13 protein-coding genes and 3 rRNA genes are annotated in these 19,930 nt (G+C 65.1%); 14 read left to right on the top strand and 2 right to left on the bottom strand.

Going from position 1 to position 19,930, the window contains the following annotated elements:
• Positions 1-398 precede the first annotated feature (398 nt).
• The 3 genes from OHB12_RS00005 (at position 399) to rrf (ending at position 5,610) form a co-directional block, all read left to right on the top strand.
• A 16S ribosomal RNA gene (locus tag OHB12_RS00005) occupies positions 399-1,917 on the top strand.
• A 338-nt stretch (positions 1,918-2,255) separates the two neighbouring features.
• Positions 2,256-5,387: ribosomal RNA gene (locus tag OHB12_RS00010) — 23S ribosomal RNA — on the top strand.
• Positions 5,388-5,493: 106 nt separating this feature from the next.
• Positions 5,494-5,610: ribosomal RNA gene (rrf, locus tag OHB12_RS00015) — 5S ribosomal RNA — on the top strand.
• The 16S, 23S and 5S rRNA genes sit together here, the layout of an rRNA operon.
• A 362-nt stretch (positions 5,611-5,972) precedes the next feature.
• Here the strand turns inward: rrf and OHB12_RS00020 are convergent.
• Positions 5,973-6,347 (bottom strand): hypothetical protein, encoded by a 375-nt coding sequence (locus OHB12_RS00020; protein ID WP_327114937.1) that lies wholly within the window; start codon positions 6,345-6,347, stop codon positions 5,973-5,975.
• 129 nt (positions 6,348-6,476) lie between these two features.
• Between OHB12_RS00020 and OHB12_RS00025 the strand changes: the two genes are divergently transcribed.
• From OHB12_RS00025 to recN, 6 genes are all read left to right on the top strand, one after another.
• Positions 6,477-7,358, top strand: coding sequence for a tetratricopeptide repeat protein (locus OHB12_RS00025; protein ID WP_327114939.1), 882 nt, complete (start codon positions 6,477-6,479; stop codon positions 7,356-7,358).
• 680 nt (positions 7,359-8,038) lie between these two features.
• Complete coding sequence (locus OHB12_RS00030) at positions 8,039-8,929, top strand: HAD-IIA family hydrolase (protein WP_327120797.1); 891 nt, start codon at positions 8,039-8,041, stop codon at positions 8,927-8,929.
• A 25-nt stretch (positions 8,930-8,954) separates the two neighbouring features.
• On the top strand, positions 8,955-9,257 hold the full coding sequence (locus tag OHB12_RS00035) for a hypothetical protein (RefSeq protein WP_327114941.1): 303 nt from the start codon (positions 8,955-8,957) through the stop codon (positions 9,255-9,257).
• Position 9,258: 1 nt separating this feature from the next.
• Positions 9,259-10,080, top strand: coding sequence for a TlyA family RNA methyltransferase (locus tag OHB12_RS00040; RefSeq protein ID WP_327114943.1), 822 nt, complete (start codon positions 9,259-9,261; stop codon positions 10,078-10,080).
• Entirely contained in the window at positions 10,077-11,036 is a 960-nt protein-coding gene (locus tag OHB12_RS00045) for an NAD kinase (RefSeq protein ID WP_442799921.1), read from the top strand. Before OHB12_RS00040 ends, OHB12_RS00045 begins: the two co-directional genes overlap by 4 nt.
• Complete coding sequence (recN, locus tag OHB12_RS00050; protein ID WP_327114945.1) at positions 11,014-12,798, top strand: DNA repair protein RecN; 1,785 nt, start codon at positions 11,014-11,016, stop codon at positions 12,796-12,798. Before OHB12_RS00045 ends, recN begins: the two co-directional genes overlap by 23 nt.
• Before the next feature lie 9 nt (positions 12,799-12,807).
• Here the strand turns inward: recN and OHB12_RS00055 are convergent, their stop codons facing one another.
• On the bottom strand, positions 12,808-13,227 hold the full coding sequence (locus tag OHB12_RS00055; RefSeq protein ID WP_327114947.1) for an SRPBCC family protein: 420 nt from the start codon (positions 13,225-13,227) through the stop codon (positions 12,808-12,810).
• Between the two features lie 590 nt (positions 13,228-13,817).
• Between OHB12_RS00055 and steA the strand changes: the two genes are divergently transcribed.
• The 5 genes from steA (at position 13,818) to xerD (ending at position 19,479) form a co-directional block, all read left to right on the top strand.
• The gene (gene steA / locus OHB12_RS00060; protein WP_327114949.1) at positions 13,818-15,026 is read left to right on the top strand and encodes a putative cytokinetic ring protein SteA; all 1,209 of its coding nucleotides are present in this window, start codon (positions 13,818-13,820) and stop codon (positions 15,024-15,026) included.
• Between the two features lie 13 nt (positions 15,027-15,039).
• A complete protein-coding gene (locus OHB12_RS00065; RefSeq protein WP_327120802.1) occupies positions 15,040-15,975 on the top strand; it encodes a copper transporter in 936 nt (311 codons plus the stop codon).
• Positions 15,976-16,133: 158 nt separating this feature from the next.
• Positions 16,134-17,849 (top strand): CTP synthase, encoded by a 1,716-nt coding sequence (locus OHB12_RS00070; RefSeq protein WP_327114951.1) that lies wholly within the window; start codon positions 16,134-16,136, stop codon positions 17,847-17,849.
• A gap of 10 nt (positions 17,850-17,859) precedes the next feature.
• Entirely contained in the window at positions 17,860-18,519 is a 660-nt protein-coding gene (locus tag OHB12_RS00075; protein WP_327114953.1) for an NUDIX hydrolase, read from the top strand.
• Positions 18,520-18,525: 6 nt separating this feature from the next.
• Positions 18,526-19,479, top strand: a complete 954-nt coding sequence (gene xerD, locus OHB12_RS00080; RefSeq protein ID WP_327114955.1) for a site-specific tyrosine recombinase XerD — start codon at positions 18,526-18,528, stop codon at positions 19,477-19,479.
• Positions 19,480-19,930 lie beyond the last annotated feature (451 nt).

Here is a 19,930-nt window from a genome sequence, read left to right on the forward strand (position 1 = left end):
CAAGTCAGAGCGACACGGACACCGACCCGGAGCCGAGAAGCCCAGCGGAAACGCTGAGCGGAAGGACCGGGAAACGAGGGTAGGACGAGGAGCGCCTGACAAGCCAAACAAGATCGGGGTCGAGCTTGACTTCGCTCCATGGTCTGGTTAGGCTGGAACGGTTGCCTCGCAGAAGGTCTGGTTGGTCCGGTCTGGATGTGTGTGCGTGTGTTCTTTGAGAACTCAATAGTGTGTCGATGAATGTCAGTGCCAATATTTTATTGGTTCCGGCCTTTCATACCCCCCGTTTGGAAGGTTGGACATTTTAGTCAACATTTTGTTGGCGTTTTGTTTTGCTGGGTTTTCGGACTCTGGTTTAAATACTTTTGATTGCACCCTTTCGGGTGTGGTTGGAGTCTTCAACGGAGAGTTTGATCCTGGCTCAGGACGAACGCTGGCGGCGTGCTTAACACATGCAAGTCGAGCGGTAAGGCCCTTCGGGGTACACGAGCGGCGAACGGGTGAGTAACACGTGGGTGATCTGCCTCGTACTTCGGGATAAGCCTGGGAAACTGGGTCTAATACCGGATAGGACCTTTGGATGCATGTCCGAGGGTGGAAAGATTTATCGGTGCGAGATGGGCCCGCGGCCTATCAGCTTGTTGGTGGGGTAACGGCCCACCAAGGCGACGACGGGTAGCCGACCTGAGAGGGTGACCGGCCACACTGGGACTGAGACACGGCCCAGACTCCTACGGGAGGCAGCAGTGGGGAATATTGCACAATGGGCGAAAGCCTGATGCAGCGACGCCGCGTGAGGGATGACGGCCTTCGGGTTGTAAACCTCTTTCGACTCCGACGAAGCGAGAGTGACGGTAGGAGTAGAAGAAGCACCGGCCAACTACGTGCCAGCAGCCGCGGTAATACGTAGGGTGCGAGCGTTGTCCGGAATTACTGGGCGTAAAGAGCTTGTAGGCGGTTTGTCGCGTCGTCTGTGAAAACTCACAGCTCAACTGTGAGCTTGCAGGCGATACGGGCAGACTTGAGTACTTCAGGGGAGACTGGAATTCCTGGTGTAGCGGTGAAATGCGCAGATATCAGGAGGAACACCGGTGGCGAAGGCGGGTCTCTGGGAAGTAACTGACGCTGAGAAGCGAAAGCGTGGGTAGCGAACAGGATTAGATACCCTGGTAGTCCACGCCGTAAACGGTGGGTACTAGGTGTGGGTTTCCTTCCACGGGATCCGTGCCGTAGCTAACGCATTAAGTACCCCGCCTGGGGAGTACGGCCGCAAGGCTAAAACTCAAAGGAATTGACGGGGGCCCGCACAAGCGGCGGAGCATGTGGATTAATTCGATGCAACGCGAAGAACCTTACCTGGGTTTGACATACACCGGAAACCTGCAGAGATGTAGGCCCCCTTGTGGTCGGTGTACAGGTGGTGCATGGCTGTCGTCAGCTCGTGTCGTGAGATGTTGGGTTAAGTCCCGCAACGAGCGCAACCCTTATCTTATGTTGCCAGCGCGTAATGGCGGGGACTCGTGAGAGACTGCCGGGGTCAACTCGGAGGAAGGTGGGGACGACGTCAAGTCATCATGCCCCTTATGTCCAGGGCTTCACACATGCTACAATGGCCGGTACAGAGGGCTGCGATACCGCGAGGTGGAGCGAATCCCTTAAAGCCGGTCTCAGTTCGGATCGGGGTCTGCAACTCGACCCCGTGAAGTTGGAGTCGCTAGTAATCGCAGATCAGCAACGCTGCGGTGAATACGTTCCCGGGCCTTGTACACACCGCCCGTCACGTCATGAAAGTCGGTAACACCCGAAGCCGGTGGCCTAACCCCTTGTGGGAGGGAGCCGTCGAAGGTGGGATTGGCGATTGGGACGAAGTCGTAACAAGGTAGCCGTACCGGAAGGTGCGGCTGGATCACCTCCTTTCTAAGGAGCACTTCTGCATCGCACCCCGAAGAGTCGGGGATGGTAAACGTTGATGCCAGAGACCGTTGAGTCCTCATCTGTGGGACTGCGGACGCTCATGGGTGGAACGCTGACAGCTTTTATCGCATTCGATCAATCCTCGGTGGTTGGTCGCGGTGAATATATCGACACACTGTTGGGTCCTGAGAGAACACGCGAGTGTTTCCTCTTGGGCAAGATAACGACAAGGCTGGGTCTTCAGTCATACCGCGAGGGTTTTCGGATCCTCGGCTGGTGCTGAGTCAGGTTCGGTCTTGTGTGTTGTTTGAGAACTGCACAGTGGACGCGAGCATCTTTGTTAGTAAGTGTTTAAGAGCGTACGGTGGATGCCTTGGCACCAGGAGCCGATGAAGGACGTAGGAGGCTGCGATAAGCCTCGGGGAGCTGTCAACCGAGCTGAGATCCGAGGATTTCCGAATGGGGAAACCCAGCACGAGTGATGTCGTGTTACCCACACCTGAATATATAGGGTGTGTGGAGGGAACGCGGGGAAGTGAAACATCTCAGTACCCGCAGGAAGAGAAAACAATTGTGATTCCGTGAGTAGTGGCGAGCGAAAGCGGATGAGGCTAAACCATGCGGATGTGATACCCGGCAGGGGTTGTCCGTGTGGTGTTGTGGGGCTCACTTTCTTGTCACTGCCGTGGCAAGCAACAGTCAGAAAAGTTCGTGTTAGTCGAAGTGGTCTGGAACGGCCTGTCGTAGAGGGTGAGAGTCCCGTAGACGAAAACACGTGCTCTGTTGTAGTGGGTGCCCGAGTAGCAGCGGGCCCGTGAAATCTGCTGTGAATCTGCCGGGACCACCCGGTAAGCCTGAATACTCCCTGGTGACCGATAGCGGACTAGTACCGTGAGGGAAAGGTGAAAAGTACCCCGGGAGGGGAGTGAAATAGTACCTGAAACCGTGCGCTTACAATCCGTCAGAGCCTTCGCCTTCGGGTGTGGGGTGATGGCGTGCCTTTTGAAGAATGAGCCTGCGAGTTAGTGGCATGTGGCGAGGTTAACCCGTGTGGGGTAGCCGTAGCGAAAGCGAGTCCGAATAGGGCGTTCCAGTCGCGTGTTCTAGACCCGAAGCGGAGTGATCTACCCATGGCCAGGGTGAAGCGACGGTAAGACGTCGTGGAGGCCCGAACCCACTTAGGTTGAAAACTGAGGGGATGAGTTGTGGGTAGGGGTGAAAGGCCAATCAAACTCCGTGATAGCTGGTTCTCCCCGAAATGCATTTAGGTGCAGCGTCACGTGTTTCACGCCGGAGGTAGAGCTACTGGATGGTCTAGGGGGCCTACAAGCTTACCGAAATCAGCCAAACTCCGAATGCCGGTGTGTGAGAGCGTGGCAGTGAGACTGCGGGGGATAAGCTTCGTAGTCGAGAGGGAAACAGCCCAGATCGCCGGCTAAGGCCCCTAAGCGTGTACTAAGTGGAAAAGGATGTGGGGTCGCGAAGACAACCAGGAGGTTGGCTTAGAAGCAGCCACCCTTGAAAGAGTGCGTAATAGCTCACTGGTCAAGTGATCCTGCGCCGACAATGTAGCGGGGCTCAAGTACACCGCCGAAGCCGCGGCACTCGAACAATACATCCGCATCCGACTCCGGTCGGGTGTGCAGTGGTTCGGGTGGGTAGGGGAGCGTCCTGCATCCAGGGAAGCCACGGAGTGATCCAGTGGTGGAGGGTGTGGGAGTGAGAATGCAGGCATGAGTAGCGAAAGACGAGTGAGAAACTCGTCCGCCGAATGACCAAGGGTTCCTGGGCCAGGTTAATCCGCCCAGGGTGAGTCGGGACCTAAGGCGAGGCCGACAGGCGTAGTCGATGGACAACGGGTTGATATTCCCGTACCCGTGTATCCGCGCCCATGATGAATCAGTTGTGCTAAGTGTCCAAAACCTCCGAGAAGGCCTTCGGGTCTCGAGTGAGGGGCTGCACACGACCCCGGCTGGTAGTAGTCAAGCGATGGGGTGACGCAGGAAGGTAGCTGGGCCAGTCAGTGGTTGTACTGGTGTAAGCCTGTAGGGCGTTGTGTAGGCAAATCCGCACAACACGTGCCTGAGAGGTGATGCGTAGCCGATTGAGGTGAATTCAGTGATCCTATGCTGCCGAGAAAAGCCTCTAGTGAGTTGATACACGGCCCGTACCCCAAACCGACACAGGTGGTCAGGTAGAGAATACCGAGGCGATCGAGAGAACTGTGGTTAAGGAACTCGGCAAAATGCCCCCGTAACTTCGGGAGAAGGGGGACCACGTCTGGTGATGACCCTCGCGGTCTGAGCTGGGTGTGGTCGCAGAGACCAGAGAGAAGCGACTGTTTACTAAAAACACAGGTCCGTGCGAAGTCGTAAGACGATGTATACGGACTGACGCCTGCCCGGTGCCGGAAGGTTAAGAGGACCGGTTAGCGCCCTTCGGGGTGCGAAGCTGAGAATTTAAGCCCCGGTAAACGGCGGTGGTAACTATAACCATCCTAAGGTAGCGAAATTCCTTGTCGGGTAAGTTCCGACCTGCACGAATGGCGTAACGACTTCTCTGCTGTCTCAACCACAGACTCGGCGAAATTGCATTACGAGTAAAGATGCTCGTTACGCGCGGCAGGACGAAAAGACCCCGGGACCTTCACTATAGCTTGGTATTGGTGTTCGGTACGGTTTGTGTAGGATAGGTGGGAGACTATGAAGCGGGCACGCCAGTGTTCGTGGAGTCATCGTTGAAATACCACTCTGATCGTATTGGACTTCTAACCTCGGACCATGATCTGGTTCAGGGACAGTGCCTGGTGGGTAGTTTAACTGGGGCGGTTGCCTCCTAAAATGTAACGGAGGCGCCCAAAGGTTCCCTCAGCCTGGTTGGCAATCAGGTGTCGAGTGCAAGTGCACAAGGGAGCTTGACTGTGAGACAGACATGTCGAGCAGGGACGAAAGTCGGGACTAGTGATCCGGCACCGGCAAGTGGAAGCGGTGTCGCTCAACGGATAAAAGGTACCCCGGGGATAACAGGCTGATCTTCCCCAAGAGTCCATATCGACGGGATGGTTTGGCACCTCGATGTCGGCTCGTCGCATCCTGGGGCTGGAGTAGGTCCCAAGGGTTGGGCTGTTCGCCCATTAAAGCGGCACGCGAGCTGGGTTTAGAACGTCGTGAGACAGTTCGGTCTCTATCCGCCGCGCGCGTCAGAAACTTGAGGAAGGCTGTCCCTAGTACGAGAGGACCGGGACGGACGAACCTCTGGTGTGCCAGTTGTCCTGCCAAGGGCACTGCTGGTTAGCTACGTTCGGAAGGGATAACCGCTGAAAGCATCTAAGCGGGAAGCCTGTTCCAAGATGAGGTTTCTCACCACCACCGAGTGGTTAAGGCCCCCTACAGACCATGGGGTTGATAGGCCGGAACTGGAAGCACGGTAACGTGTGGAGGTGACCGGTACTAATAGGCCGAGGACTTACCAACAAAGAAGCTACGCGTCCACTGTGCAGTATCTGAAACAACACACGCCCGCACCGCAACCCCCCAACAACACCCCGGGAGTTGCGCCGCGTGAACAGTTTCACAGAGTTACGGCGGCCATAGCGGCAGGGAAACGCCCGGTCCCATTCCGAACCCGGAAGCTAAGCCTGCCAGCGCCGATGGTACTGCACCCGACAGGGTGTGGGAGAGTAGGACACCGCCGGAACATCCTTTCACGATAGGGGACCCACACCAGGGTCCCCTATCGGCGTTTGAGCACTTGGCCGTGCTCGGACCACTTGCCGTGCCCCCGCCCCACCGTCGGCGCATGATTGAATTTGTGGGGCCCTACTTACTTCTTGTGAAATTTAGAAAGGGAGCACCGTGCCGGAACAAAACGACGATCGGAAGCCCTTCCGGCGCGGCGCTCCCGACTCCGGGTCCGGTCGACGCGGCGACAGCCGTGAGAGCGGTCCGCGCTCCGGCTCGGGCCAGCGTAGCGGTGGATTCAACCGCCGCGACGACTCCGGTGAACGCGGTGGCTTCAAACGACGCGGTGAGTCCGGCGGCTCCAGTCCACGCGACAATTCATCGGAGCGCGGTGGGTTCAAGCGCCGCGAAGAATCCGACGGTGGGTTCAAGCGTGGCGATTCGGGTGAGCGCAGCGGCTCCGGCCAGCGCGATACCTCCTCCGAACGCAGTGGATTCAGGCGGCAGGACCCCTCCGGCCACCGAGGTAGCGCCAATCGTGCTGGTGACTCCGGTGGCTTCCACCACGGAGGCGACGCGGCCAAGCGCGGCGGGTCCGACCGCGGCAGCGGGTCCGCTGGGCGTGGAGGGGTCGACCGTCGCGGCGGTTCCGGCGAGCGTCGCGGTGATTCGCGTGGCAGTTTCGGTCGAGGTGGTGACTCCGGCGAGCGTGGCGGCGCCGACCGTGGCGCGGGTTCGCGTGGTGGTTTCCACCGTCGCGGTGACGATTCAGGGGACCGAAGCGATGCCCGTCGCGGCGCCTCGGGGGAGCGCGGTGGGTTCACCCGTCGCGCCGATTCGGCCGACCGCAGCGGTGGCGGGAGGCGAGGCGACTCCGGCTTCGTGCGCCGTGGTGATGCCAAGGATCGTGGCTCGAGCGATGGCCGTGATGCCGGTGAGCGTCGTGAGTCCGACCGAGGCGACCGTCGCGGTGACTCGGACCGCGCCGAGTGGGCCGCGCGCGGTGATGCGCCGCAGGATCGCCGTCGCGGCGGCGAGGGCGCCCGCGCCGGTGGTGGCCGTTCGGCCGACCGCCGACCGCCGCGTCCGGAAGAACCGGATCTGCCGGACGACGTCGAGCCCGCCGATCTCGACCCTGCAGTCCGCCGCGATCTGCTCAGCCTCGACAAGGGCAACGCGGAGACGGTCGCCCGTCATCTCGTGATGGCCGTGCGACTCATCGATGACGATCCGGGTTTGGCACTCGCGCATGCCAGGGCAGCGCGCCAGCGCGCCGGTCGGATCGCCGTGGTCCGCGAAACGGCAGGGGTTGCCGCCTATCACGCGGGCGAGTGGGCCGAAGCCCTGTCGGAGCTGCGCACTGCCCGCCGCATGTCCGGCGGGTCCGGCCTGCTGGCCGTGATGGCCGACTGCGAACGTGGCCTCGGCCGCGCCGAACGAGCGATCGAGCTCGGTCGCAGCGACGAGGCCCGTGCCCTGCGCGGGGACGAGGCCACTGAATTGCGTATCGTCGTCGCGGGAGCCCGAATGGACCTCGGCCAGTACGATCAAGCCGTTGTGACCCTGCAGACGTCGGATCTCGATCTGTCACGCACCGGTTCGGCCGCGGCCCGCCTCTTCTATGCCTACGCCGACGCACTCGTCGCCGCAGGCCGCACCGATGACGGCCTCACCTGGTTCCTCAATGCCGCCTCCGCCGACCTTGACGGCGAAACCGACGCGGAAGAACGCGCCGCCGAACTCACGGGTGACATCGACCTGTAGCCGGCGTGGGCGACCCAGCCGGACAGCCCCCTCGGAAAGGGAAAGGACGCCCGGCTCGGGCGGCGGAAAAGCAGCGCCGACGGTGAAGTCGCTCGATCAGCTCGGGCACCGACAGCAACGGCGGATCGGAAGATGCTCGGGTTGAAGTGCAGCAGGCCAATGCGGCCGTGTCGTTTCGCCACTCTCGTGAGGACCCGGCCGACGGGGGTCGCTGAAGTACACCCCGATGCCGTCCGATTCGAACCCGTCCCGCGTAGCGGCTCGGCGCGTCGGTGACCGGCTTCTCCCGATACGCGGGACAGCACCCACGCCGTGTGTGGTGGGTGTTCGTTCCCTGCAGCGGCGCCACGGCGGTGTCCGTTCCGCACATCTGAGCGTGCCTCACGATGCTGCTGCCCACGCGCATGCCGGATTCGAACAGTGGTCGACAAGCGTGACGCGCAGTGCCGGAACGGATTTGGTCCAGCCGGACGATACTTGATCAGCACTGACCAGTGTGCTCGAATCCGCCACACGGCACCGACGATCCGAGCCACACAGTGGCTGACGCCACGCTTTTCCTGTCCTTCGTCTGGCGTAGTGTTCGAATGGCTCGGACTTGCCGAGATGGCTGTGCCGCCGGAGGGCCCGGTGGTGTGAGTCGGCAAGGCGCCGATCGGGTGACACGGAGTGAGAGTGGTGTGAAGCGACTACGGGATCGCTACCAAGCCCTGCTGCTGGATTTGGACGGCACACTGTATCGCGGTCATGCGGTGATCGAGGGTGCCCCACAGGCATTGGCCGACGCGGGCGCGGCGGCTCAGCGGCTGGTGTACGTCACGAACAATGCCAGCCGGGGCCCGGACGTCGTGGCCGCGCACTTGACCGAGCTCGGCTTTCCCGCGACGACCGACGACGTGGTGACCAGCGCGCAGGCAGCCGCCCGTCTGCTGGGCGAGCGGCTCGACCAGGGCGCGCGGGTGCTGATCGTCGGCACCGATGATCTGGCGGCCGAGGTGGACGCGGTAGGTCTCCGTGCGATTCGGCGCTTCGACGGTGCCGCTCCTGCGGCTGTGGTGCAAGGACATTCACCCCACACGGCGTGGCCGGACTTGGCCGAGGCCGCCTACGCCTTGCGCGCGGACGCGCTGTGGGTCGCCGCGAACACCGACAGGACCTTGCCGAACGAACGTGGCCTCGCTCCGGGCAACGGCGCTATGGTCGCCGCGCTGCGTGCCGCGTCCGGCCGGGAGCCGATCGTGGCGGGCAAGCCGTACGCACCCCTGCTGGAGGACGCCCTCGTCCGCGCGGACACTCGCAGCGCACTGGTGGTCGGCGACCGTCTCGACACCGACATCGAAGGCGCCAACCGCGTCGGCCTCGATTCGCTGCTGGTGCTGACCGGCGTGAGCACCCTGGACGAGCTGCGCGACGCCGCTGCCGACCAGATTCCCACCTATGTCTCCGACTCCCTGGACGCTCTCAACTATTCGCCCGTTGATCTCGCGTCCGACACCGACCTGGGGGAAGCCCTGCGAAGCAACCCTGGACGAGCCGTGACGGTTCGCGCGTCCAGTTCGGAAATCCGATAGCGTTGACGCCACGATGACTACTCCCATGCCCCGTTCCAACGGCCCCGGAATGCACGCCGCCGGGGCGAACGGCCCCCGCCCCGGGGTCCCGTTGCCCGGTCAGCATCTTGCGGGCGTGCAAGGGCAACCGGAGCCTGCCGACCCGGACCGGATTAGCGGAGAGGTCGACAGCCTGCTCGCTGAACTCGACACACGCACCGGCTGGGCCGGAGCGACGGTGGCGGCCGACAGCGCCGAATCCGGCGCGGATATCACCCGTCGCGCCCGAATCCTGGAGCAGGCACACGACGTGCTCGTTCGAGCACTGGCCACGGTGGACAAGATCTGAAGTGGCCCGACGCTCGCGAGTGGACGCGGAACTGGTTCGCCGCGGATTGGCGAGATCGCGAGAGCACGCGGTCGAGCTGATCGGTGCGGGCCGCGTCCTGATAGCTGGAACGGTTGCCGTCAAGGCAGCGACCGCCGTGGAATCGGGCACGCCGTTGGTGGTGCGCGCGGAACCCGACGAGGTTTCCTGGGCATCGCGCGGGGCGCACAAACTACTCGGCGCGCTGGAGCAGTTCGAGTCGCAGGGGCTCTCGGTCGCGGGTAAGCGGTGCCTGGACGCGGGCGCGTCTACCGGCGGCTTCACGGATGTCCTGCTTTCGCGCGAGGCGCGTGAGGTGATCGCGGTCGACGTCGGCTATGGCCAGCTGGTCTGGCGTCTGCAGAGCGACGAGCGGGTCCGGGTGTTCGACCGCACCAATGTGCGCCACCTGACTCCCGAAGCGATCGGCGGCACTGTCGAACTTGTGGTGGGCGACCTGTCGTTCATCTCGCTCGGCGTGGTCCTGCCCGCGCTGGCGGCCTGCGCGGCGCCAGGCGCCGACCTGTTGCCGATGGTGAAGCCGCAGTTCGAGGTGGGTAAGGAGCGTGTGGGCTCAGGCGGTGTGGTGCGTGACTCCGCGCTGCGGGCCGAAGCGGTCCGTACAGTCGCCGCCGCGGCGGCGGAACTCGGCATGCGTACCGTCGGCGTAGTGGCGAGCCCTTTGCCAGGGCCGTCGGGCAATGTCGAATACTTCTTGTGGCTGCGCAAGGACGGGCAGTTCGAAGACGACGGCGAGCAGGTCGCGGTCCTCGTCGAACGTGCGGTTGAGGAGGGTCCACAGTGAACGTGCTGGCACGGGCCGGATGCCGGGAGATCCTACTGGTGTCGCATCCGGGCCGGGCGGAGATCATCGAGACCGCCCACCGGGTGGCGAAGATCTTCGCGGACGCGGGCATCTGCCTGCGGGTGCTCGCGGACGAGGCGGACAGCACCCGATTCGAGGCCGAGCCGGGCGGCTACCCGCTGCGCGTGGTCGAGCATGGCCTCCAAGCGGCGGTCGGCTGCGAGATGGTGCTCGTGCTCGGTGGCGACGGAACGTTCCTGCGCGCCGCCGAGTTGGCGCGCTCGGCCGCGGTGCCGGTCCTCGGAATCAACCTCGGCCGCATCGGGTTTCTCACCGAGGCCGAGGCCGAGCACTTGGACGAGGCGCTGGCGCAGGTGGTCCGGCGCGATTACACGATCGAGCACCGGATGACCATCGACGTCACGGTCCGGGTCGAGGACGAGGTGGTCGAGAGCGGCTGGGCGTTGAACGAGGCGAGCATCGAAAACGCCTCGCGCATGGGCGTGCTCGAAGTGGTGCTCGAGGTCGATGGTCGCCCGGTGTCCGCGTTCGGCTGCGACGGCATCCTGATCGCGACGCCGACCGGATCGACCGCCTACGCCTTCTCCGCGGGCGGCCCGGTGGTGTGGCCGGAACTCGAAGCGCTGCTGGTGATTCCGAGCAATGCCCATGCCTTGTTCGCGCGGCCGCTGGTGACCAGCCCGGAGTCGCGGATCGCGGTCGAATCCGTTGCGACCGGTCACGATGCGATAGTTTTCCTGGACGGCAGGCGCACGCTCGCACTGCCGAAGGGCGGCCGGGTGGAAGCGGTCCGCGGCGCCGAGCCGGTGCGCTGGGTGCGGCTGGACTCCGCACCGTTCGCCGACCGGATGGTGCGCAAGTTCCAATTGCCCGTGACAGGCTGGCGTGGCCGACGGCGAACGGAGAGCACAAGTGCTGACAGAGATCAGGATTGACGGTCTTGGCGTCATTTCCACAGCCACAGCGCAGTTTCACGAGGGGCTGACCTGCCTGACCGGTGAGACCGGAGCAGGCAAGACCATGGTGGTGACCAGCCTGCATCTGCTCAGCGGCGCGCGGGCCGATGCGGGCCGGGTCCGGCTCGGCGCGTCCCGTGCCGTGGTCGAGGGCCGGTTCACCATCGATGACGTCAACGATGCGGCCCGTGCCGAGGTCGCGCGGGTTCTGGAAGCGGCAGCGGCCGAACGGGACGACGATGGCAGCATCATCGCCATCCGAACGGTCGGCAGCGACGGGCGGTCTCGCGCGCACCTCGGCGGTCGCGGCGTACCCGCCTCGGTGTTGGCCGATTTCACCGCGCCCCTGTTGACGGTGCACGGCCAGAACGACCAGCTGCGCCTGCAGCGCCCCGATCAGCAGTTGTCCGCGCTCGACCAGTTCGCCGCCGACACCGTGGGTCCGCTGCTGCGGAAATACCAAGTCCAGCGCCGTTCCTGGCTGGAAGCCAGGAACGAACTGCTCGAACGGACCGCGCACAGCAGGGATCTGGCGCTCGAGGCCGACCGGCTCAAACACTCGCTGAACGACATCGACGCCATCGCACCGGAGCTCGGCGAGGACGTGCGCATCGTCGACGAGGTCCGCAGGCTCAGCGACCTGGACTCGTTACGTGAGGCGGCGGCCACCGCGCGCGACGCGTTGGCCGGACCGGCCGACGCTCCCGAAGACGGTTCCGGCGCACTGGAATTGCTCGGTGCCGCGCGCGCCCGCATCGAATCGGCCGACGATCCCGCGCTGATCGCCCTCATGCCTCGCCTGGCCGACGCCATTGCCGTGGTGGTCGATCTGACCACCGAGCTGAGCGGCTACCTCTCGGACCTGCCTTCGGATCCGGGCGCGCTGGACGCGCTGCTCACTCGGCAGGCCGAGCTGAAGACGCTGACCCGCAAGTACGCGCCCGACATCGACGGTGTGATCGCCTGGGCCGACGAGGCGCGAACCAGGCTCGGCTCGCTCGACGTGTCCGAGGAGGCGCTGACCAAGTTGGCCGCGGAGGTGGACGTCGCGGCCGAGCGGGTACGGGAGGCGGCGAAGAAACTGAGCGCCGCGCGAACCAAGGCGGCGGGCAAACTGGGGGCCGCCGTCAGTGCCGAGCTGGGTGGCCTCGCGATGGGCAAGGCGCGCCTGGCGGTCGAAGTTCGGCCGCTGCCCGCGAGCCCGCAGGACTCCGCGCCGCTCACCGTCGGCGGGCAGGAACTGCACGCCGGTTCATCTGGCATCGATGAGGTCGAGTTCCGCCTGTCGGCGCATTCGGGCGCACAGTCGCTGCCATTGAGCAAGAGTGCCTCTGGTGGTGAGTTGTCGCGCGTGATGCTGGCGCTCGAGGTTGTCCTCGCCGACTCCGACCACGGCGCGACTATGGTGTTCGACGAGGTCGACGCCGGCGTCGGCGGCCGGGCCGCGGTCGAGATCGGCCGCAGGTTGGCCCGGCTCGCCCGCACGCATCAGGTCATCGTGGTCACCCATCTGCCACAGGTGGCGGCGTTCGCCGACACCCACCTGGTGGTCGACAAGTCCGACAACGGCAAGGGCAAAGTCGACAGCGGCGTTCGTGCGCTCACCAAGGATGAGCGTGTCATCGAATTGGCCCGCATGCTTGCCGGTCTCGACGACACCGAGACCGGCCGGGCGCACGCGGAGGAGCTGCTGGCTACGGCGCGTGCCGAGAAGTCGGGCACCGAGGTAGCGACGCGGTGATCGCGTCGATCAGCGCACGGCCTTCTGCGCGCCCTTGATGAACTGGCCGATCAGGTTCTTCAGGCCGAACTCCAGCACCTTGGCGGGCACGGGGAGTGTGGGGTCGGACTCCATTGTGTAGGAGACCAGGGTGCCGTTGTCGGTGTCAGCGAAGGTGACGATGCCGACGTGCCGTTTCACCGGCGCGCCCTTGACGATCTTGTATTCCATCCGCTCGCCGGGCACCAGCTTGGTGATCTCCTCGGTGATGCCGAGCGGACCGAGTCCGACTATGTGCTGGGCGCCGACGCCCTCACGTTCGGTCAGGCCCGGCTTGGTCAGCTTGACCTGGACCGGAAGGTAGGGGCTGATGCTTTCGCGGTCGGCGAAGAGCCGGTACACGACATCGCGCGGCGCGGCGATGACGGCGTCGACGGTGGTGCTGGCCATGGGGCCTCCTCTTCGAGTTACCTGTGACGGGCAGCATATAGGTACGCCTTGCTCCGCTCGCTGATCGTGTTGTCCGCATCACAGTCAGTGGCGAGCGCGTCATGATGGCTGATGTGCCCAGTACGGGAACCGTCTCAGACGGGTTGCTGGGCTGATCTTGAACCTCAATGAAATTAGCGAGCAGGCGTCCGGCAGTTGGGATTCACGTGACCTGAATCGGGATCGACAGTTCGGCACTCCGCCTCGGATCGGATCGATAGCGGCTCATTCGCTGGATGGCGAATTCGAACGGAGAGCTGGCTTGGGGAGCGCTCGGTCGCGTCGCGTCGTTTCGGTCTCCTGCGATGGCGGTGAAGGTAATCCATGTCTGGGGTTCTGTGCTGTCGCTCGTTCACCCAGGGCGTTCCGAACAGGAAAATATGGTGTAAGTCGGCCTTTTGTAGCACGCCCGATCCTGAATCCGGCCGGTGGATCGATGCTGAAGAGGGGTCGGAACCGTGTGGTGCGTGGAGCTATCGCAGTGACGGATGTGCTAGATGATACGGCGCGCCTCCACCAATGGTTGAGAGTTTGCCGCCATCATCGGCCACATGAGGATGCTGGCGCTGTTGTCGAAGAACACCGATACGCCGCCCGGTCTGACCGGGACAGCCAGGGTGGATCGCAACACCCGGCGTCTGCTGAAGCGGGTGGGACCGGGTGACATCGTCGTTTTCGACGAGATGGACATCGACCGGATGACCGCCGACCAGCTGGTCGAGGCCGGCGTGGTGGCGGTGATCAACACCTCGCCGTCTATCTCAGGCCGCTATCCGAACCTCGGCCCGGAAGTGCTGGTGGCGAACGGGATTCTGCTGCTGGACACAGTGAGTTCGGACGCGTTCGGCAAGATCAAGGACGGTAGCAAGGTCCGTATCGACGAGGGTGTCGTCTACGCCGACAAGATGATCAAGAAGGAGCCGGAGGTCCTGGTCGAGGGCATCGAGCTCACCGAATCGGCCGTCGTCGAGCGGATGATCGCGGCGCGCAACGGGCTGGCCGATCACCTGGAGGCGTTCGCGGGCAACACCATCGAGTTCATCCGCACCGAAAGCCCGCTGCTCATCGACGGTATCGGCGTGCCGGAGCTAGAGCTGGTCATGAAGCACCGGCACGTCGTCGTCGTCGCGGACGGCCCGGATCACGCCGATGATCTCGCGCGGCTCAAACCGTTCATCAAGGAGTACGTGCCGATCATGATCGGGGTCGGCCGTGGTGCGGACACCCTGGTGAAGCGGGGCTACCGACCCGACCTCATCATCGGCGACCCGGACGAGATCACTTCCGCGACGATGAAGTGCGGAGCCGAGGTGATCCTGCCCGCCGACACGGACGGTCACGCCAAGGGACTCGAACGCATCCAGGATCTCGGCATCGGCGCGACGACGTTTCCCTCGTCGGGCTCGCCGGCCGACTTGGCGCTGCTGCTAGCCGACCACCACGGCGCCTCGCTCATCGTCACCGTGGGCGCCGCGGCCTCGCTCGACGACTTCTTCGACCGCGGCCGCCGCGGCAGCAATCCGGCGACCTTCCTCACCCGGCTCAAGGTCGGTACCAAGCTGACCGACGCGAAGGCAGTCGCCACGCTCTACGGCAACCGGGTCTCCGGGATCGCCATCGCGCTGGTGGTGCTCGCCGCGTTGGTCGCGGTGATCGTCGTGCTGCTCGCGGCCAACAGCGGCGGGGATGTCACGGACTGGGCCATCGAGACTTGGAACCGGTTCGCGCTCTGGGTACACGGGCTCGTCGGCGACAAATAATTCAGGGAGAATGATGGTTTCGATGCGGCAACATGCCATCTCGATCGTGGGGATCTTTCTCGCCCTGGCGATCGGAGTGGTGCTCGGATCGCAGACATTGGCGGCGGATCTGCTGTCCGGGTTACGCGCGGACAAGGCCGATCTCCGGCAACAGGTGGACGTGCTCGCCGAACACAGTCGGCGGCTCGCCGATGAACTGACGTCCGCCGATCGCTTCATCGCCGGATCGTCCAGCCGTATCCTGGCGAGCACCCTCGCCGACCGCAGCGTCGTGGTGTTCACAACGCAGGACGCCGATCCCGGCGACGTCGAGGGAGTGACCAAGGCGCTGGAGACGTCCGGGGTCGCGGTGACCGGACGGATCGCGCTCACCGACGCCTTCGTCGACGCCGCCGAGGGGGACCGGATGCGCACCGCCGTCACCAACGTCATTCCCGCCGGCACTCAGCTGCGCACCGGCGCGGTCGATCAGGGCAGCATGGCGGGCGATCTTCTCGGCCTGGTCCTGCTGCTCGACCCGGTCGACGGGCAAGCCCGCAGCACCCCGGAGGAGCTAGGCCTGGTCCTGGAGACCCTGCGCGGTGGCGGTTTCCTCGCCTACGGTGACACGCCGGTCCGTCCCGCACAGCTCGCCGTCGTGGTCACCGGAAACGGTGCCGAGTCCGCTCATGGCTCCGACATCGCCCGCTTCGCGGGGGCCCTGCGCGGCCGTGGTTCGGGCGTGGTCTTGGCGGGCCGCCCCGGTGCCGCGGAAGGTCCCGGCCCGATCGCCGTCGTCCGCACCGACGCGGCCCTCGCCGCCCAGGTCACCACCGTCGACAATCTCGACCGCGAAATCGGTCGCGTCACCACCGTCCTTGGCCTCGGCGAACAACTCAACGGCGGCGCGGGGCGCTACGGCACCGGCACCAAAGCCACCTCCCTCACCCTCGCCGCCCTGCCCGGCTGAACCGGCGGTTTCTCCGGCTGGCATTCGTGCCCGATCAGAGAGACCGGCGACCCGGCTCACAGCAGCGGATGCCCGGCTCTGAAGGATGCTGTGGCGATCGGGTGGCAAACATGCGTGGCGTCGAACGGACGGGCGGATTCGTGTTACCGTGAAGACCCGTGGGTCAAACACGGATTCAGGCGCGAACGGCCACGAAGCACATCTTCGTCAGCGGTGGAGTCGCCTCCTCATTGGGTAAAGGTCTTACCGCCTCCAGCCTCGGTCAGCTGCTGACGGCGCGTGGGCTGCGCGTCACGATGCAGAAACTCGACCCGTACTTGAACGTCGATCCCGGCACGATGAACCCCTTCCAACACGGTGAGGTGTTCGTGACGGAGGATGGTGCCGAGACCGATCTGGACGTCGGCCACTACGAGCGGTTCCTCGATCGGGACCTGTCCCGGGACGCGAATGTGACTACCGGGCAAATCTATTCGTCGGTCATCGCCAAGGAGCGCCGAGGCGAATACCTCGGCGACACGGTGCAGGTGATCCCGCACATCACCGACGAGATCAAGAGCCGCATCCTCGCGATGAGCGGCCCGGATCTGCAGGGGCACGCCCCGGACGTGGTGATTACCGAAATCGGTGGCACCGTCGGCGACATCGAGTCGCAGCCGTTCCTGGAGGCGGCCCGCCAGATCCGCCACGACGTCGGCCGGGACAACGTCTTCTTCCTGCACGTCTCGCTGGTGCCCTACCTCGCGCCCTCTGGCGAGCTCAAGACCAAGCCGACGCAGCACTCGGTGGCGGCGCTGCGGAACATCGGTATCCAGCCCGACGCGCTGATCCTGCGCTGCGACCGTGAGGTCCCGCAGGCGCTGAAGAGCAAGATCGCGCTGATGTGCGATGTCGAGGTGGACGCCTGCATCTCCACCCCGGACGCGCCGTCGATCTACGACATCCCCCGCGTGCTGCACCGTGAAGGACTGGACGCCTACGTAGTGCGCAGGCTCGGGCTGCCGTTCCGCGACGTGGACTGGACCGTATGGGGCGACCTGCTCGATCGGGTGCACTCGCCGCGTGAGACGGTCGAGGTGGCGCTCGTCGGCAAGTACGTCGACCTGCCCGACGCCTACCTCTCGGTCACCGAGGCGCTGCGTGCGGGCGGATTCGCCTCGCGCGCCAAGGTCAGCATTCGCTGGGTGCCCTCGGACGAGTGCGAGACTCCGGCGGGCGCGCAGCACGCGCTGCGCGACGTGGACGCGGTGCTCATCCCCGGAGGCTTCGGCATCCGCGGCATCGAGGGCAAGGTCGGCGCCATCCGGTACGCGCGCACCCGCGGCATTCCGCTGCTCGGCCTGTGTCTCGGCCTGCAGTGCATTGTGATCGAAGCGGCCCGCTCCGTCGGCCTGACCGAGGCCAATTCTGCCGAGTTCGAGCCCGACACACTGCATCCGGTCATCTCCACCATGGCAGACCAGGAGCAGGCCGTGGCCGGTGAGGCCGATCTCGGCGGCACCATGCGGCTCGGCGCTTACCCCGCGACCCTGGCGAAGGGCTCGGTCGTCGCGCACGCCTACGGCAGCGAGCACGTCTCCGAGCGCCACCGGCACCGCTACGAGGTGAACAACGCCTACCGTGACAAGATCGCCGAGAGCGGCCTGAAGTTCAGCGGCACCTCGCCGGACGGGCATCTGGTCGAGTTCGTCGAGTTGCCCGCCGACGTGCACCCGTTCTTCGTCGCCACCCAGGCCCACCCCGAGTTGAAGAGTCGCCCGACCCGCCCGCACCCGCTGTTCGCGGCACTCGTCTCGGCGGCGCTGAAATACAAAGCGGCCGAACAACTCCCGGTCGACATTCCGGGCGAAGAACTCGCGGGTGCGACGGAATAGGGATAGCGGCATGACCGACGGGGGAGCTGCCGAACCAGGCAGCCACGACTTCGAGACCGTATCCACCGAGACCGTCTACAGCGGCGCCATCCTGGCGCTGCGGCTCGACCAGGTGTCGATGCCGGGCGGGCGGGTCGTCGAACGTGAGGTGATCGAGCACCACGGGGCCGTCGCCGTCGCCGCGATCGATGATGACGACAACGTGGTGCTGATCAACCAGTACCGTCATCCGATCGGCAGACGGTTGCTGGAGCTGCCCGCCGGTCTGCTTGACCTTCCCGGCGAGGATCCGCTCGTCGCAGCGCAGCGCGAGCTGGCCGAGGAGACGGGGCTGGCCGCGCGGGAATGGGCGGTGCTGGTGGACGTGGTGCTCTCGCCCGGCTTCACCGACGAGGCGCTGCGGGTCTACCTGGCCAGCGGCCTGCACGAGACCCACCGCCCCGAACCGGAGCTGGAGGAGGCCGACCTCGAGGTGGTCCGGATGCCGGTCGACGCGGCCGTCCGCGCGGCGCTGGCGGGGGAGATCGTCAACGCCACCGCGGTCTCCGGCGTACTCGCGCTGGCGGCCGCGCGGGCAGGCGGCATCGAGCTACGGGCGGCGGACGCGCCATGGGTCGGGCAGCCCACCGCGTTCCTGCGCCGCCTTGCGGCGCAGAAGTCCGACGACTGATCGACGGTGCTCGCGCGGGAGCTCGATACGTATCTCGATCACCTCGCGGTCGAGCGCGGCGTCGCGCGCAACACCCTCGGCGCCTACCGGCGCGATCTCGGCCGCTACTTCGACTTCCTGACCGGGCGCGGCATCGGCTCGCTGGATCAGGTCGCCGACTCCGACGTAGCCCAGTTCACGATGGCGCTGCGTGCCGGCGGAAGCAGCCATCCGCCGCTCGCGGCGAGTTCGGTGGCCCGCGCGCTGATCGCCGTGCGCGGGCTGCATCGCTTCGCCGCGGCGGAGGGACTGACCGGTACCGACGTCGCGCATTCGGTGAAGCCGCCGACACCAGGCCGCAGGCTGCCCAAGGCGCTGCCTTACGACCAGGTGCGGAAACTGCTGGAGGCCGCGGGCGGTGCGCCCGTGGACAATCCGGACGGCTCTGCGGGTGCGGACGGCGGACCGCGCGGGCTGCGCGACCGCGCGCTGCTGGAACTGCTGTATTCGACCGGCGCCCGGATCTCGGAGACGGTCGGGCTGGACGTCGACGATCTCGACATCGAGGAGCGCGCGGTCGTGCTGTGCGGCAAGGGCGGCAAACAGCGCATGGTTCCGATCGGCCGTCCCGCCCTCGCCGCCGTGGACGCTTACCTGGTGCGTGGGCGGCCGACGCTCGCCGCGCAGGGAAAGGGCAACGCCGCAGCCTTGTTCCTGAACGTCCGCGGCGGACGCCTGTCCCGTCAGAGCGCCTGGCAGGTCATGCAGAGCGCCGCCGAACGCGCGGGCATCGCAGCGGCGGTATCGCCGCACACTCTGCGTCACTCTTTCGCCACCCATCTGCTCGACGGTGGCGCCGACGTTCGTGTCGTGCAGGAACTTCTCGGCCACGCGTCGGTGACCACGACTCAGATCTACACGCTCGTCACGGTCCACATCCTGCGCGAAGTCTGGGCCACCGCCCACCCCCGTGCCCGCTGACGTGCGAGGTCGACGTCGCGAACCTGCTCACTTCCTCGCACAGTGGGCTCGACTGCTACTCGTGTGCGAGGACGAGCCGTGTCTGCGAAGTACGTTGTGTTGGTTGGCCCGACTGGTCGTCCTGCCGGGCGCCGTGCGCCGCGGCGGACGGCACCGCCGAGTTCTCGGCGGCGCAAACAGCGGGTATCGTCCGCTGCGAGCACTTTCCGGCAACTCGGCCGGATCGCGTGGGGAGGCGGACCGGGCAGCATCGACGACGAACACAACGGGTGCGACGTCTATTTCGACGGAAGCCCGGAATGGCGCTGACCAGCGCGTGGCGAACACGCCGCGCGCAGGCGCGGCACTCGAGTGCCGCCAAGCTGTAGCGTCTATCGAGAGCTGGACCGTACGAAAGCGAGGTCGGGCCCAGATCGGCCTCGCTACGCTCGGCGAGGCAACGGGCAGGAAC

This window comes from Nocardia sp. NBC_01730, from assembly GCF_035920445.1.
Classification (GTDB): domain Bacteria; phylum Actinomycetota; class Actinomycetes; order Mycobacteriales; family Mycobacteriaceae; genus Nocardia.